General features: G+C 68.7%; 13 protein-coding genes. 3 read left to right on the plus strand and 10 right to left on the minus strand.

Annotation, left to right across the window (positions count from 1 at the left end):
* Nucleotides 1-34: 34 nt before the first annotated feature.
* On the minus strand, nt 35-1,621 hold the full coding sequence (locus BLP88_RS00825; RefSeq protein ID WP_084110694.1) for a sensor histidine kinase: 1,587 nt from the start codon (nt 1,619-1,621) through the stop codon (nt 35-37).
* A gap of 171 nt (nt 1,622-1,792) precedes the next feature.
* On the opposite strand from BLP88_RS00825, the gene BLP88_RS00830 reads away from it, so the two are divergent.
* Complete coding sequence (locus BLP88_RS00830; RefSeq protein ID WP_175453460.1) at nt 1,793-2,521, plus strand: response regulator transcription factor; 729 nt, start codon at nt 1,793-1,795, stop codon at nt 2,519-2,521.
* Nucleotides 2,522-2,545: 24 nt separating this feature from the next.
* Here BLP88_RS00830 and BLP88_RS00835 read toward each other — a convergent pair whose 3' ends face one another.
* From BLP88_RS00835 to bioB, 8 genes are all read right to left on the minus strand, one after another.
* On the minus strand, nt 2,546-2,923 hold the full coding sequence (locus tag BLP88_RS00835; RefSeq protein WP_074586159.1) for an Hpt domain-containing protein: 378 nt from the start codon (nt 2,921-2,923) through the stop codon (nt 2,546-2,548).
* Nucleotides 2,924-3,086: 163 nt separating this feature from the next.
* On the minus strand, nt 3,087-3,530 hold the full coding sequence (locus BLP88_RS00840) for a very short patch repair endonuclease (RefSeq protein WP_074586161.1): 444 nt from the start codon (nt 3,528-3,530) through the stop codon (nt 3,087-3,089).
* A gap of 2 nt (nt 3,531-3,532) precedes the next feature.
* Entirely contained in the window at nt 3,533-4,633 is a 1,101-nt protein-coding gene (locus tag BLP88_RS00845) for a cytochrome P450 family protein (RefSeq protein ID WP_074586163.1), read from the minus strand.
* Nucleotides 4,630-5,325 carry a dethiobiotin synthase gene (gene bioD / locus BLP88_RS00850; protein ID WP_074586165.1) on the minus strand — a complete coding sequence of 232 codons (696 nt, stop codon included), beginning with the start codon at nt 5,323-5,325 and terminating at the stop codon, nt 4,630-4,632. Before bioD ends, BLP88_RS00845 begins: the two co-directional genes overlap by 4 nt.
* Nucleotides 5,322-6,488 (minus strand): 8-amino-7-oxononanoate synthase, encoded by a 1,167-nt coding sequence (locus tag BLP88_RS00855; RefSeq protein WP_074586166.1) that lies wholly within the window; start codon nt 6,486-6,488, stop codon nt 5,322-5,324. Before BLP88_RS00855 ends, bioD begins: the two co-directional genes overlap by 4 nt.
* Nucleotides 6,489-6,496: 8 nt before the next feature.
* On the minus strand, nt 6,497-7,855 hold the full coding sequence (locus BLP88_RS00860) for an adenosylmethionine--8-amino-7-oxononanoate transaminase (RefSeq protein WP_074586168.1): 1,359 nt from the start codon (nt 7,853-7,855) through the stop codon (nt 6,497-6,499).
* Nucleotides 7,852-8,079 carry a biotin synthase auxiliary protein BsaP gene (bsaP, locus tag BLP88_RS00865; RefSeq protein WP_074586170.1) on the minus strand — a complete coding sequence of 76 codons (228 nt, stop codon included), beginning with the start codon at nt 8,077-8,079 and terminating at the stop codon, nt 7,852-7,854. Before bsaP ends, BLP88_RS00860 begins: the two co-directional genes overlap by 4 nt.
* Nucleotides 8,076-9,068 carry a biotin synthase BioB gene (gene bioB, locus BLP88_RS00870; RefSeq protein ID WP_217635125.1) on the minus strand — a complete coding sequence of 331 codons (993 nt, stop codon included), beginning with the start codon at nt 9,066-9,068 and terminating at the stop codon, nt 8,076-8,078. The genes bsaP and bioB overlap by 4 nt, the downstream gene beginning before the upstream one ends.
* Before the next feature lie 257 nt (nt 9,069-9,325).
* Here bioB and BLP88_RS00875 point away from each other — a divergent pair, with 257 nt between their 5' ends.
* Complete coding sequence (locus BLP88_RS00875) at nt 9,326-11,077, plus strand: purine-cytosine permease family protein (RefSeq protein ID WP_074586174.1); 1,752 nt, start codon at nt 9,326-9,328, stop codon at nt 11,075-11,077.
* A 217-nt stretch (nt 11,078-11,294) separates the two neighbouring features.
* Nucleotides 11,295-12,374, plus strand: coding sequence for an alkene reductase (locus BLP88_RS00880; RefSeq protein WP_074586176.1), 1,080 nt, complete (start codon nt 11,295-11,297; stop codon nt 12,372-12,374).
* 75 nt (nt 12,375-12,449) lie between these two features.
* On the opposite strand, the gene BLP88_RS00885 is transcribed toward BLP88_RS00880, so the two are convergent.
* A complete protein-coding gene (locus tag BLP88_RS00885) occupies nt 12,450-16,040 on the minus strand; it encodes a TM0106 family RecB-like putative nuclease (protein WP_074586177.1) in 3,591 nt (1,196 codons plus the stop codon).
* Nucleotides 16,041-16,154 lie beyond the last annotated feature (114 nt).

A 16,154-nucleotide genomic window follows, 5' to 3' on the forward strand; every position in this document is an offset into this window, starting at 1 on the left:
ACCGCCTGGCGGCGGGGGTCAGGCGGGTTCGCCCCTAGGCGGGCATCCGCACGGTGAACGCCGTGCCCCGGCCGGGCGCGCTTTGCAGCGTGATGGTGCCGCCGTGCGCCTCGACGATTGCCTTCGTGATGGGCAGGCCCAGGCCGATGCCCGGGATGGTGCTGTTCCGGACACCGCGCGCGCGGAAGAATTTGGCGAAGACCTCCTCCTGTTCTTCGTCAGTCATGCCCATGCCGGTGTCACTGACACGGCACACCACCTCGCCGTTCTCCCGCCAGGCGGCCACTTCGACCTCACCGCCGTTGGGGGAGTACTTGATGGCGTTGGAGATCAGGTTGTCCAGCACCTGGGACATCCGCGAAGAGTCCGCGTGGGCCCGGAGGGTTTCCGGGACGTCCACCGAAAAACGGACTCCGGCCTGCGCCGCACGGGGAGTGGCTGAATCGATGCTTCCGCGGACCAGTACGGCGAGGTCCAGCGCCTCAGGCTGGACCACCAAGTGGCCGGCGCGGACGGCGAGCAGGTCCGAGACCAAGGTCAGTAGCCGCTCGGCGTTGCGCCGCACCACGTGGAGCTGCCCCCGGGACATGGGATCCAGCTCCTCCGCGTTATCCAGGATCAGGTCCAGGTATCCCAGGATGGAAGTGAGCGGCGTGCGGAATTCGTGGGAGACGCTGGACACGAAATCGTCCTTCGCTGCCAAGGCGTTGATCAGGTCGGTGACATCGCTGAAGACGATCACCGAGCCCGCGAAGCTCTCCTCGTCGTCGCGCATCGGCCGGGCGCTGGTACTGAAGGCGCGTTGGCCGGGTCCCGTGCCGATCCAGATCAGCTGGTCCGTGAACTCCTCGCCCAGGACGGCCCGTCGCACGGGACGCTGGCCGCCGGGTACCGGCGTCGTCCTGTCTTCCTCGAAGACCAGGAGCTGGGACTCAGCGGGGTCGGCCACGCCGGGCGGTGTGGCCAGGCGGTGGGTGCGGCGCTGGCGGGGGTTCATGAGGATGTGGTTGCCGTCGCCGTCGACGGCAACCACACCCAATGGGAGAGCCTCCAGGACGGTGTTCAGGAGCCGCTCATGGTGGCTGCTCGCTTCGAAGGCGGCATTGAGCGCTTCGTCCTTTTCTTCGAGGGACTTTTGCTGGCGCACCATGCTCATGGTCACGACGCTGACCGAGACCCCGATGCCGAGCATGAGGATCGGGTAGAGCAGAGGACGACTGAGGTCTTGCGGCGTGGTGGCTCCCCGGATGAACAACGGCCCCCAGACGACCCCGAGTGGCCCCAGGAAGCACAGCGCGATCGCCAACCGGGGGTACAGGCCGGATGCACAAAGCCAGATCACGGGAAGGACCACCAGCACGCTCAAGCCTGTGAGAGCCTCCTGCCCGCCCTCGCGCCCGAAGGTAATGGACACCATGTCCAGGACGGGAATCACCAGGAAACTCGGGAACGGCAGCCGATGCCAGGGAACCGCGAAGCAGACGGCCAGGAGCACGGCCTGGCTGATGAGGAAGATCCGGAACAGCGGGTTGTCCAGCGTGTCCGGAAAGAACAGCAGCACCAGGAGGGCTGCGATGGCCGCTGTAACCGACAAAGGAATCTGCGTGAGGACCACCCGCATCCGCAAGGTGTGTTCGTGGAAGGCACGCTTGAAGAATGGCGGTTTTTCGGCGGCTTCGATGTTCGGACTTGTCACCGGGCCCCCTGCGAACGGCGATGCTGTCGGGTCATGGGCCAAGCCTAACCAGCGGGGGCTATACTTCTGGGGAAATCGAGACGGCTGGGGGCTGCGGTGATTAACGCGCGTGTGGGGTTGGTTATCGAGGATGACCAGGACATTTGCGAGCTCGTCGAAGCGGTATTGACCCAAGCCGGTTTCGAGGTCCACGTTGCCGCCACCGGGTCCGCCGGGCTGGGCGCCGCGCGGGACCTGGAGCCCGATGTCATCACCCTGGACCTCGGATTGCCGGATATTGACGGCTTCGAGGTGGCCCGCCGCATCCGGGAGACCTCGGACGCCTACATCATTATGCTGACCGCCCGCACGGAGGAGATCGACACCCTCCTGGGGCTGAAGTCCGGGGCTGACGACTACCTGACCAAGCCCTTCCGGCCGCGCGAACTGCGCGCCCGGGTGGAGGCCATGATGCGGCGCCCCCGTACGTCGTCGGAGTCCAGGAACGGAAAGCAGCCCGACGGCGCGGTGCTGCGCCACAACGGGCTGGCCGTGTCGCCGGCCTCCCGGCTGGCCGTCCTGGACGGCACCGAGTTGCGGCTCACCCGGACCGAGTTCGAGCTGCTGCTGGCGCTGATGGAGACCGGCCGGATCGTGCGGTCCAAGGCGGACCTGGCACGGCGCCTCCGTCAGGACGAGTACGACGCCGGCGGTTACGTCAGCGGCGCGGACGAACGTGCCGTTGAAGTCCACATGGGCAACCTGCGCAAGAAGCTGGGGGACAGCAACCAGGAACCACGCTGGCTGGAAACCGTGCGGGGCGTGGGTTACCGGCTGGCTCCCTAGGCTCAGTTAGTGAAGCACTCCGCCTTAGCGAAGCGGGGATTCGAGTTCCCGGATGGTGCCGAAGGCGTGGTGTTCGATCTCGCTGAGCTGGGGGTCGAGTTCCGTGAGATGGTGTCCGTTCGGCATCAGTTTCATGCTGGTTTCCAGTTCAGCGGCCAGGCGTCGCAGGCAGACGGCGCCCACCATGTCGCTGGAGGTCTTCAGGCTCAGCACCGCGTCAAGGGCGCCTGCCATGTCCCCGGTGTCCAGGGCGTGATGGAGCCGGGCGAGCCTCGACGGCAGCATGGCTACGTAACTGCGGACGAACGCGTCGATGACCGACGCGTCGCCGAGTTCGGCTTGGAGCCCGCGCAGGACGGCAGGATCCACCAGTGCGCCGGAGCATCCTTCGCACGCAGTCATGGCCTTCCTCCCGTCCCCACGCAGAGATAACAGGACTCAACAGTAAGGCGCCCCGCAACCGTGCAGCAGGGCGTCCGTGAAAGATTGAGCAAGTCTTGAGCGGAAGCCGCGGCCCTTGAGGGGCGCGGCCAAGGCGCCGCCTTTCGTGCCCGGTTCCGCGTCCTTAGGCGCCCGGACCGCCGTCGAGGAAGCCGGTGAGCCGGGCCTCCAAGGCGCTGCGGTCTTTCAGGCCGCATTCCCACACAGTGAGGACTTCCCAGCCGGCGGCCGCGAGCCGTTCGCGCTGCTCGGCGTCGCGCTCGCGGGTGCGGCGGCGCTTGGCGTCCCAGAACTCGGCGTTGGCCGCGGGGGCGTGCATTCCGGCCGGGCAATCGTGGAAGTGCCAGAAGCAGCCGTTCACGAAGATCACCTTGTGCCGGCCCGCGAAGACCAGGTCCGGGTTCCCGGGCAGTTTCCCGCCGGCGGCCATGCCGTGCAGTCGGTACCGGTACCCTTTGGCGTGCAGGATCCGGCGGACCAGGAGCTCGGGTTTGGTGTTCTTGCCGCGGATCCTGGACATGTTCCGGCTGCGCTGCTCCGGTGTCAGCAGGTCCCGGCTTTCGCCCATGTTCAGAGTCTAGCCACCGTCACCGTGCGCGGCGCCTGGAAAGACAGCAGCCGGATCCACTCCGGTTCCGGCCCGTGCAGCCCGACGCCCGGCAGCGCCGCCGCTGTTTCCTGGACGACGACGGCGGCTTCCAGTTCCGCGAGTTTCGCGCCGAGGCAGCGGTGGATGCCGGAGCCGAATGCCAGTCCGTAGGGCAGCGGCCCCTTGGTGCCCGGCGCCCGCGGACCGTGGTTGCCTGTCAGTTCGAGCAGGATCTCCTCGCCGGCCCGGACTTCCTCGCCGTTCAGCTCGGTGTCCCGGCTGGCGACGCGGCGCCACGTGGGCACGGAAGACTCCTCGGCGAGGACGCTCCGCACCAGTTCGGTGGCTTTGTCTTCGGCTGCGGCCTCGTCCCAGGCGATGCCCATGGACCCTTCGGCCAGGCGGAACAGGGCAGTACTGATGAGCTGGGTGGTGGTTTCCTGCCCGGCGATCAGCAGGAAGTATCCCAGGGAGCAGACTTCCGGGGTGCTGAGCCCGTGTGCGTCCAGGGATTTGAAGAGGTTGCGGGCCGGGGAAGCCACGGATTCCAGTACCAGCTCGCGAAGCCAACGATAGAAATCGGCGGCGCTGCGGGCGAGCTCCAGTTGCCGTTCGGGGCCGGGCCAGCCCCAGAACAATTCCAGGGAATCCAGGCTCCAAGCCTTCAACTCGGGCAGGTCCCGCACCGGCAGGCCCAGCATCTCCAACATCACCACGGCCGGGGGAAGGGCGGCCACGGCCTGGACCAGCTCCACGCGGCCTTTCGCGTCCAGTTGAGCGGCGGCCTCGTATGCGGCCTCCTTGGCCAGCTGGCGGATTCGCGGCTCCATGGCGTCCACGGTGGCCGGGGTGAAGAATCCGGCCACGACCCTGCGGACGCCGGGGTGGGACGGGGTGTCGTTGCTGGCCAGCACGGGTGGAAGCGCGAAGCGGGCGCGCTGCAGGATGCGCAGGGCCTGCCCGGACAGCGGCGTCACGGCCAGCAGGGCGTTCGCCGGGCCGAAGTCGTCCGGGCGGTGCAGGACCTCGCGGACCTCGGCCGGTTCCCGGACCACCCGATAGGGGCATTGGGGGGCGGTCATGCGATCCCCTCCAACCACAGCGGCGCCTGCTCCCGGAACGCGCGCACCGGCAGGGCCGCCGCCGCGTCCGGGAGGGTGCCAAGCAGCGTGACCGGCCCACTCGAGAAGGCCGCCCGGTTGCCGAGCTCCGCCAGCCCGGGATGCTCGGGCCAGCTGCCCAAAATCACCCCTTCCACGGCGAGGCCCCTGCGTTCCAGGGCCTCCAGGGTCAGCCCGGTGTGGTTCAAGGTCCCCAGCGACGGCCGGGCAACCACGGCAAAGCCGGCCGCGTCCCCCAGCAGCGCGCCGAGATCGGCCAGCGTGCCGCCGTCGGGATCCAGCTCCACGAGCAGCCCGCCCGCGCCCTCCACCAGCACGTGGTCGTGCCCGGCGGCGAGCCGCCGGACCCGCTCGGCGTGTGCCGCCAGCGACGGCAGCTCCACGCCGTCCACAGCGGCGGCCTGCACCGGGGCCAGCGGTTCTTCGAGCACGACGCCGGCCTCCGCCGTCAGGGGCGCGGCCAGCCTGGCGATTTCGGAGCAGTCCGAGTCGCCGTCCTTGTTGCCGCTCTGGCACGGCTTGTAGGCGGCCACCGAGCGGCCACGGGACTGCAGGGCGGCTGCCAGCGCGGCCGTGGCGACGGTCTTTCCGACGCCCGTGTCCGTGCCGGTGACCAGGATGATGGGTGGAAGGCTCTGGCGGTCGCGTTTCACGGGGTTTCCTCCAGGATGCCGCGCAGCGTTGCGCAGGCGTAGTCGATCTCGTCGGGGGTGAGGGTGGCGCGGGCGGTGAGGCGAAGGCGGGACACGCCGTCCGGGACCGACGGCGGCCGGAAGCAGCCCACCCGGATTCCGGCTGCGCGGGCTGCCCGGCTTGCCTTTACCGCGGTTTCGGCGTCGGGCATGGGGGCTGACTGGACAGCACCTGCGGCCGGGGTTGTTGCGATCCGCAGACCGGCGGCCAGCCGGGCTGCGTTGGCGCGGACGGCGGCGGGACGCCACGGCTCCGCGTCGATGATCCGGACGGCCGCGAGGGCGGCCGCGACGGAGGCCGGGGCCAAGGCGGTGTCGAAGATGAAGCTCCGTGCGCGGTTGAGCAGGTGCTCGCGCAGCAGGGCCGAACCCAGCACCGCGCCGCCCTGGCTGCCCAGTGACTTGGACAATGTCGCCGTGAGCACTACGTTCGGATGCCCGGCGAGGGCGGTCCCGGCTGCGGCACCGTGGCCTTCATGCCTGTCCCCGCCGGAGACACCCAGGCTGTGGGCCTCGTCGATCAACAGCATGGCGTCGTGCTCGACGGCCAACTCCAGCAGGGACGCCAGGGGAGCGGCGTCGCCCCACACGCTGTAGATGGATTCGACGGCGATCAGCGCCCGCGGCTCGCTCTTCCCACACAGAGCGCGGTCCGAAAGCAGCCGAGCGGCGTCGTCGACGTCGTTGTGTCTGAAGCCTTCCACCCTTGAGCGGGCCAGACGGAAGCCGTCGATGAGGGAGGCGTGGCAGTGCTCGTCGGCCACGATCAGCGTGCGCGGGCCGCCCAACGCCGTCACCAGGCCCACATTGGCCAGGTACCCCGAGGAGAACACCAAGCCCGCTTCCATACCGGTGAACCGGGCCAGCTCCTCCTCAAGCTCAAGGTGCAGCCCGGTGGTGCCGGCCACGAGCCGCGACGACGTGGCGCCCGCGCCCCAGCGGCGGACCGCCTCGCACGCCGCCTCGGCCAGGCGCGGATCGGACGCCAGCCCCAGGTAGTCATTGCTGGACAGGTCCAGCACAGCATCACCACCCGAACTGCTTTCCGGTGAACGGACTTCCGGGGAACGGCGCAGCCCGCGGCGTTCACGGACGGCGGCCTGCTGCTCCAGCCACCGGGTCATCGAGACGCTCACCGGGCACCGACCCTTTCGTGGGATACGGCCGCCACCGCCGCCACCATCCCGGCGGCCATTGCTTCCGTCTCGGCGGCCGAGCTGATGTACGGCGGCATGGCGTAGACCAGGTTCCGGAACGGCCGCACCCATACGCCGTTGCGGATGGCTGCCTGGGTCACGGCGGGGACGTCCACGGCGTCCTCCAGCTCGATGACGCCCACCGCGCCGATCGTGCGGACGTCCGCGACGCCGTCGAGCTCGCGTGCGGGGGCGAGCCCGGAGGCCAACGCCGCACCGACCCTGGCCACGTCGGAGCGCCACGCGCCGGTGGTGATGATGCCCAGGCTGGCGTTCGCCACGGCGCAGGCCAGGGGATTGCCCATGAAAGTTGGCCCGTGCAGGAGCGCCCCGGCCGCGCCGGCGGAGACGGCCCGCGCCACCTCACCGGTGCAGATCATGGCCGCGAGACTGAGGTACCCGCCGGTGAGGGCCTTGCCCACGCAGAGGATGTCCGGCACCACCCCGGCGTGATCGGCGGCGAAGAGTTCCCCGGTTCGCCCGAAGCCGGTGGCGATCTCGTCGAGGATGAGCAGCAAGCCGTGGCGGTCGGCGATCTCCCGGAGGATCCGCACGCATTCCGCCGGGTAGGCGAACATACCGCCCGCGCCCTGCAACACGGGCTCGGCGATGATGGCGGCCAGTTCATCGGAGTGCCGCGCCGCCAGTTCCTCCAGCCCGGCCCGCCAGTGCTCAATGTCCTCCGCGGTGGCCGTCGCCACGGCCGGCGGGCGGGGCGCGAACACGTTCGCCGCCAGCAGGCCGGGGAACGCCGAATGCATCCCGTCCACCGGATCGCAGACGCCCATCGCCGCGAAGGTGTCCCCGTGGTAGCCGCCGCGCAGGCTTAGGAAACGCTGCCGCTTAGGCCGCCCCGCCGCCGTCTGGAACTGCACGGCCAGCTTCAGCGCGACCTCCACGGACACGGAGCCCGAGTCGGCCAGGAAGACGCGCTCCAAGGCGGGCCGGTCCGGTGCGGACGGCACCATTGCCAGGAGCCGTTCGGCCAGTTCGACGGCGGGGCCGTGCGTGAGCCCGCCGAACATCACGTGGCTGAAATCCGCCAGCTGGCGTTTAGCCGCGGCGTCCAGCAGGGGATTCCGGTAGCCGTGGATCACCGACCACCACGAGGACATGGCGTCCAGCACCTCGAAGCGTTCGCCGTGTTCGTCGCGCAGCCGCAGCCGCACTCCGTGGGCGCCTTCCACCTCCCACAGCGGAAGGGTGCCCGACGCCGGAGCATAGGGGTGCCACAGGCTGGCCCTGTCGCGCTCGATCAAGCTGCCGCGCTCGATCAGGCTTCCGGTCCGGTTCATCCCGCCAGGCTCCCGTGCCGGGAGCATTCGGCGCTCCAACCCAGCGGCGTGACCTGGACCTTCATCCTGCGGCGGCACTGCGCGCAGTAGCGCGGCGGTTCCATGGCCAGCAGTGCCAGGCAGCTGAGGTGCGTTTGGCGCCCGGGGTGAGCGTCCGACGTCGGGCCCTCACCGCCGGCGGACAACGCAGCGCCGCAGTGCCCGCAGTACAGTTCCGTGCTCACAGCGTCTTCTGGAGTTCCTTGATGGGCATGTTCAGCTCCACCAGCAGCTGCAGGTCGGCGTCGGCGGGGCGGCCCAGGGTGGTCAGGTAGTTGCCAACGATCACGGCGTTGATACCGCCGAGCAGGCCTTCGCGGGTGCCGAGGTCGCCCAGGGTCAGTTCGCGGCCGCCGGCATAGCGCAGCACGGTGCGGGGCATGGCCAGGCGGAAAGCGGCGATGGCGCGGAGGGCGTCCTTGCCGTCCATGATGCCCTGGTTTTCCAGCGGCGTGCCGGGGCGCGGGTTGAGGAAGTTCAGCGGGACCTCGTGCGGGTCCAGGGCGGCGAGCTGGGCGGCGAGTTCCGCGCGCTGCTCCAGGGATTCGCCCATGCCGATCAGGGCGCCGCAGCACAGCTCCATGCCTGCTTCCTTGACCATGGCGCAGGTTTCCAGGCGTTCTTCGTAGGTGTGGGTGGTGACCACCTGCGGGAAGTAGCTGCGCGCGGTCTCGAGGTTGTGGTTGTAGCGGTGCACGCCCCATGCGGCGAGCTGGTCCACCTGCCGCTGGGTCAGCATGCCCAGGGAACAGGCGATGTTGATGTCCACTTCCTCGTTGATGCGGTCGATCGCGAACTTGATCTGATTCATCAGCTTGATGTCCGGCCCCCGCACGGCAGCCACGATGCAGAATTCGGTGGCGCCCGTCGCGGCGGTTTCCTTGGCCGCCTTGACCAGCTCGGGGATGTCCAGCCAGACGCCCCTTACCGGACTGTCAAAGAGCCCGGACTGGCTGCAGAAGTGGCAGTCCTCGGGGCAGCCGCCGGTCTTGATGGAGATGATGCCCTCCACCTCCACGTCCTCTCCGCAGTGTTCCACGCGGACCTCGTGGGCCAGTTGCAGGGCCGCCGGGATGTCGGCATCCGGGAGCTGCAGGATCTCCAACAGTTGGGCCTCGTTCAGTCCGACGCCGCGTTCAAGGACCTGTTCACGGGCGGTTTCCAAAATGGTCATGCTGCTCCTCGCTTCGTCGCTGGATTGCTTCGGTGAATGCCTCCTTACTGACGCTAGCCAGCTTGCGGGGAGCCGATTTTGTTGGACGTCCACAAAGCCCGGCCGTCGTTCTTGGCTCCGCGCGGGCTGGAGCAAGCTCGTGCCCGAGCACAAGTAACAGCCCCGAAACACCGCGGTGACGCCGCCGTCGAATCCCGCCGATAGCGTCAGGCGGAGTCAGAAACGACCCAAGAACAGCTGAGGAAAGTGACGTGGGGATGACTGAAGAACAGCGGACAACACAGATCCTGGAACGTTCGACGGCGGCCGGTTCCGCCGTCGTCGACGGTTCCGGAAAGACGACGACGGCGGCCGGTTCCACCGGGGCCGGTTCTGCCGGGCGCGACGCGCTGAGCGCCGCGAAGGAAAGCCTGGAGGATTACACGCTGCGCTTCGCGCCGCGTTCCTACCGGAAGTGGAGCGCCGGGGTGGTGGCCACCAGCGCGCTGGGCGGCATCGCGTACCTGGCGGACTTCTCGATTGGGGCGAACATCGGGATTTCCTACGGCACCGGCAACGCGATCCTGGGCATCCTGGTGGCCGCGGTGGTCATCTTCGCCACCGGGTTCCCGCTGGCCTACTACGCGGCGCGGTACAACATCGACCTGGACCTGATCACCCGCGGTTCGGGCTTCGGCTACTACGGTTCGGTGGTCACCAACGTCATCTTTGCCACCTTCACTTTTATCTTCTTCGCGCTTGAGGGGTCCATCATGGCGCAGGGCCTGGAGCTGGGCCTCGGCATCCCGCAGTGGATCGGCTACGCGGCGTCCACGGTGATCATCATTCCGCTGGTGATCTATGGAATGAACACCCTGGCCAAACTGCAGGTGTGGACCACGCCGCTCTGGCTGCTCCTCATGGTGGTGCCGGTGGGTTACCTGGTGGTGTCGCACCCCGAAAGCATCGACTCCTTCTTCGCGTACACCGGCAAGTCCGGGGAATCCGGCACCAACCTGGCTTCGGTGATGCTGGCCGCGGGCGTCTGCCTGTCGCTGATGGCGCAGATCGCAGAACAGATCGACTATCTGCGCTTCATGCCGCCCCGCACCGCCGCGAACAGGGGCGCCTGGTGGCGGGCCGTGATCCTGGCCGGTCCCGGCTGGGTGGTTTTCGGCGCCATCAAGCAGATCGTGGGCATGTTCATCGCCGTCTACCTCATCGCCACCTTGGACCCCGCGGCCTCCGTCCACGCGAACGAGCCCGTGCACCAGTTCCTGGGCGTCTACCGGGAGATGATGCCCGCCTGGCTGGCCATGGCCCTGGCCGTGGTGCTCGTGGTCATCTCGCAGATCAAGATCAACGTCACCAACGCCTACTCCGGCTCGCTTGCCTGGACCAACAGCTTCACCCGCATTACCAAGACCTATCCCGGCCGCATGGTGTTCGTGGTCCTGAACCTTGTAGTGGCCCTGGTGCTCATGGAAGCGAACATGTTTGAGTTCCTCAACACCATCCTGGGCTTCTACGCCAACTGCGCCATCGCCTGGGTGGTCACCGTGGCCGCGGACATCGCCGTCAACAAGTACCTGCTGAAGATCTCGCCCAAGGTCCCCGAGTTCCGCCGCGGCATGCTCTACGCCGTGAACCCCGTGGGCTTCGTGTCCATGCTGGCCTCGGCCGGGGTGTCCATCGCGGTGTTTTTCGGTGCCTTCGGGTCCGGCGTGCAGCCGTACTCGCCGATCTTCGCGGTCGGCCTGGCGCTGCTCCTGCCCCCGATGCTCGCAGTCCTGACCCGCGGGAAGTACTACCTGCGCCGCACGGACGACGGGATCGACCTGGCCATGTTCGACTCCGAGGGCAACCCCAGCCAGGCCAAGCTGCTCTGCCACGTGACCGGGATCGAGTTCGAACGTCCGGACATGCTCCGTTCGGCCCAGGACGGACCCGACGGCGAACCCCAGTACATCTCCTCGCTCGCCCTCTCCACGGACAAGACCGGGGAACTGGTGCTGCCCGCGGAGAAGTAGCGGCAGTTTGGGGCGGCGCCAGGCTGGCGCCGCCCGCTGGCGCACTGAGACCGAGCCTCGTTGCGCAGGCGTCACGCCTGCGCAACGAGGCCTCCCGTCATTGCGCGGGTGTGCGGCGAGTGGTGCGCAACAGTGATCCGCCCCACACCAGGAATAGTTGCACGCGCGCCATAGTTGCCACAGACGGAAACGATTCCCTGTGTGAAAGGTTCTGCGCATGCTGTTCTCACCCCTGACCGTCGGCGAGCTGGAAATCCCCAACCGCCTGGTGATGGCGCCTCTCACCCGCGTCCGTGCGGGCCAGCAAGGCATTCCCGGTCCGCTGCTCGTGGAGCACTACCGCCAACGGGCTTCGCTCGGCCTGATCATCAGCGAAGGTACCTACCCGACGCCGGCCGGCCAGTCCTACCCCGGCCAGCCCGGACTCGTCACTGACGAGCAGATCGCTGGCTGGAAGAAGGTCACGGACGCCGTCCACGCCGAGGGCGGCCGGATCTTCGCCCAGATCATGCACGGCGGACGCGTCTCCCACCCGGACATCACCGGCGGCCGCGAGATCGTGGCGCCGAGCGCCGTGGGCATCGACGGCGAGGTCCGCACCCCGAACGGCAAGCGGCCCTACCCGGTGCCCCGCGAACTGCGCACCGACGAGCTGCCCCTGGTGATCCAGGAACTCGTCGCGGCCTCGCGGAATGCCATCGAGGCAGGGTTTGACGGCGTCGAGCTGCACTCGGCCAACGGCTACCTGCTGCACGAGTTCCTTGCGCCCAACACGAACGTCCGCACCGACAGCTACGGCGGTTCCCCGGAAAACCGGGCCCGCTTCGTGATCGAGGCGGTCCAGGCCGTGGTTGAGGCACTGGGAGCGAGCCGCGTGGGCATTCGGATCTCCCCGGAGCACCAGGTCCAGCAGATCGCCGAGACCGACCCGGCCGACGTCCGCGCCACCTACGAGGTCCTCGTGGACACCATCGCCCCGCTCAACCTCGCCTACCTGAGCATCCTGCACGACGATCCCAAGGGCGCCCTGGTGCAGGACCTGCGCGAACGATTCAAAGGAACCTTCCTGGTGAATACCGGGTTCAGCAGCGTCACCGTCCGCGAGGAAGCCGTGGACCTGGTGGCCGGTGGCCACGCCGACGCCGTGGTGGTGGGCCGCCCCGCCATCGCCAACCCGGACCTCGCGCGCCGCTGGCGAGACGGCCTGCCGCTGAACGAAGCGGACCCGTCCACGTTCTACGGCGAAGGGGCCACGGGCTACACGGACTACCCGTTCTACGAGGAATCGCAGAACTAAGCCCCACCGCCTGCCACACCAACCCAACGGCGGCACGTGCTTGCGATCCACGCAGCCATGTGCCGCCGTTAGGCGTTAAACGGTGCGTGCAGCCCGCTGCCCGACTCCTCGCTGGCAGAGGCCGATGAACCCGCCCAGCTGTTCCAGGCCTTCCGGCCGGGCGGGCAGGTAGTTGCTCAGCTCCGGCGAGCGGACGACGACGGCGCGCCACTGCCCGCGTGACACCGCCACATTGATCCGGTTCCGCGAGAGCAGGAACTCCATGCCGCGCGGCAACTCGCCCGCGGCGGAAGCAGCCATCGACACAATGACCACCGGCGCCTCCTGGCCCTGGAATTTGTCCACGGTGCCCACCCGGACGTTCCCCAGTCCGGCCGCGCGCAGCTCAAAACGGATCAGCTGTACCTGGGCGTTGTAGGCCGCGACCACCAGGACGTCCTGCTCACCAAGTGGCCGGCTCCCCGGGACGTCTCCGGGATCATCCCAGCGCAGCCCGAGATGGGCCCGGACCTGCCGCACCACCTCTGCCGCTTCCTCGGGTGACGACGTCGAGTTCCCGCGATGCGGCACATACACACAGTCGATCCCGGGTGGGAAGCCCTCAAGGTGCCGTGCCGACGCCGGCGGGGCGGCGTGCAGCCGCCCGTCGTAGGACAGCTCGGACACGGCGGCACACAACGCCGGATGCATCCGCCACGAGGTGGCCAGGAAGTACCCCAGCTCCGGCGGCAGGGTGTGGTGGCCATCCGAGAGCCAGCCGAGCGCCGATTCGTCCACCGGCTCCGGATGCTTCCCCTGCGTCACCTGCGGAAGCTGCTGCGGGTCGCCCAGCAGCAGGAGCCGCTGGGCTGCCCTGCTGACGGCCATGGTGTTGGCCAGCGAGAACTGCCCGGCTTCATCGATGACCAGCAGGTCCAGCGATCCCGGCGGCACCCCGTTGCCGGTCATGGTCCACGCCGTTCCGCCGATCAGGGCGCCGCCGGGAGCGGCGATGAGGCGTTCGACGTCGGCCTTGCCGCGCTGCTGCCACGGCAGCTGATCGTCGTGCTTCACTTCCTTGGCCACCCGCCGCGGATCGACGCCCGCCTTCTCCACGGCAGCGCACAGCATGTGCTCCACCACGGCATGCGATTGGGCCACCACGCCGACCTTCCACCCCTGCGCCACCAGCCTCGCCACCACATGGGAGCCGACGTGGGTCTTCCCTGTCCCCGGCGGACCCTGCACGGCGAGGCAGGACCGGTCGAGCTCGGCGACGGTCGCGGTGATCGCGTCGATGTAGCCGTCCGGGCCGGGCGCCACCGCGGGCAGCGTGTCAAGCGTTCGCAGTTTCGGCGGGCGGCGGCGCAGCAGGTCCAGGGCAGGATCCCGGGGCCATTCGGGAAGGGCTTCCCGCAAGCTGCTGGCCAGGTGGGCGAGGGCGGCCTTCTGCCCGTCAGTGGGGATCGGCCGGTCCGGCGCCAGCGCGAAGGGAAGCTCCGGGAACTCGGCGGCGCCGCGCGGCAGCCGCTCGGCGATGACTACGGTGTCGAGGCCGTCCGCTCCGCCGCTTTCGATCACTTCGGTGCCCGCCCAGCCGGAGCGGCCGAGCGCGGACTGGCGGCCCGAGGCGCCATCCTTTTCCTGCAGGCACCCAGGCAGGGGAGGGGCGTACATCCGGAAGAACGTCCTGCCCGGTCCAAAATCCGAACCTTCCGCGGCCCGGCCGGTCAGGCGAATGGTGCGGACCGGGTTCTTGCGCGGCCCGGGTTTCGCCCAGTCCTGGAGCACCTCGACGCTCTCGGCAACGAACACGTCCCGGGTGTCCTCCCATTCGGACACGGGCTTCTCCAGGAGGTCGAAGTGGCCCCACCAATACTGTTTGTCCTCGCGGCGGTGGTAGCCGACGGCGGCGGCAACCAGGGCGATGGCGCGGGCGTCGTTGGACTGGAGTTCGTCCTCCGGCAGCGAGCCGAGGTACTCCAGCAATGCCGCTTCCTCCGGTGCGGCCTCATAGCCGGCGGTATCCGGCGCGGCCTCGATCGGTGGCTCCGGGACGGCCGTGCCGACGCCGATGGAACGTTCGGCGGCCAGGCCCAGCAGCCAGTTGCGCAGTTCCAAGGTGGAGAGGCAGTCGTATTCGTTGTAGTCCGAGATGCTGGCCAGGATGGCCGCGGCGGCCTCGCTCTGCCCGTTGTCCCGGGCCGTGCAGTAGTTGGCGTACGCCACCACGGAGGCGCCGGCGTCGGTGACGTCCCCCGAGCGCAGGTGTTTGCCCATGTACAGGGGTTCGAGCTTCTTGATGCTGTAGGAGTTCTCGGAGATCCGAAGACTGTGGCGCACGGTGTCGTAAAGGTCCACCAGGACGCCTTCGCGGAGGAGATCGTCCACGGCCGCTTCACCCGTCACGTGGCTCAGCGACAGCTTCCGCAACGCCGTCTTCTCGTACGCGGCGTAGTGGTAGATGTGCATCCCCGGGTAGCTGGCCCGGCGTTTGGCCACGTAGTCCAGGAAGTCCCGGAAGGCCTTGCCTTCCCCGGCCCGGGAGTGCGCCCAGAACGGCCGGAACACGGGCGTCCCGCCGTCCACGGGGTTCTCGACCACCCCGAACAGGTACTCCAGGCCCCACACCCCGGCGGAATCCTGCCACAGGGGGTCGCCCTCGAAGTCGAAGAAGATGTCTCCGGGGTCCGGGGCCGGCAGCCGTCCCAAGGTGTTTTCCGGCAGGACGGTGTAGCTCACGGATTTGGCGTCGCCCGATTTGTCCGTGTAGTTGACCGTGCCGTCCGGGGTTCCCGTCCCGGTCTGCAGACGGGCCTGCTCCCGCAGCCGCAGGAAGGTGGCATCACCGGCTGCCGGCGCCGCGGCCAGGTGGTCGATGGTGGTGATCCCGGATTCGATCAGCTTCTTGCGCCGGCCCGCCCGCATTCCCGCCACCATGAGCAGGTCCCGGTGCAGCAGGACCTGTTCGGCGCAGTAGTCGCAACGCCCGCACGCGGTGTAGCGGGGATCGCCCCATCCGACCAGTCCGGTGTCGGCGAGGTGGCTGGCGGCCATGGCGAGGAAGCGTTCGCGGCGCTCCCTGAAGACCGGGAGGATGTCCGCCAGTACATGGTCGCTGTGGGCACCGGTGCCCAGCACGAGCGTGACCGTGGGGTCGGGGGTGATGCCGGCCTTGAGGAGTTGATCTGCGTAGGCGGCCAGCTGCAGCAGTGCGGTGACCTTGGCGTGCCGGGCCAGCTTGGTGTCGAAGACTGCATAGCCGTCCCCGCGCTTCACCAGGAAGTCCGAGCGCCCGTGGAAGGTGCCGTCGAAGAACGCCGCCTGGAACACGATGTCCGCCCCGGACCGCAGGGCACCCATCGACTCCTCGTGCTTGGCCCGCAGGGTGGCGCGGTCCATCGCCTGGGCGGGAACGACGTCGTACACGCCCCGTCCCGTATCCGGATCCCACGTGCCGAATTCCGTGATGAACGCATCCAGGACCTTGTGTTCGTGGATGTCCCCGAGTGCCGCGGCGCGCTCCAGCATGGGGTCCTTCGCGAAACCCGCCGGCGCGCTGCGGCCGAGCTTCTCGTCGAGCGTCCGCAGCACCTGGTATTCGCAGGTAGCCGCTGCCACGAGGTCGCTGGCCGAAAAGACCAGGTCCTGAGGCTGGCCGGCGGTCTCCGGATCGAGAAAGAACATTGCGCCCCCAGGCCGTCAAGCTGAGTCGGTTGAACTAATGAGGCCAAGCTATCAGCGGGGGCTGACATTTCCGCGCGGGGCCCTCGGGGCGACGCTTACGACGGCGGCACCGCA

This window comes from Arthrobacter cupressi (assembly GCF_900099975.1).
GTDB lineage: Bacteria > Actinomycetota > Actinomycetes > Actinomycetales > Micrococcaceae > Arthrobacter > Arthrobacter cupressi.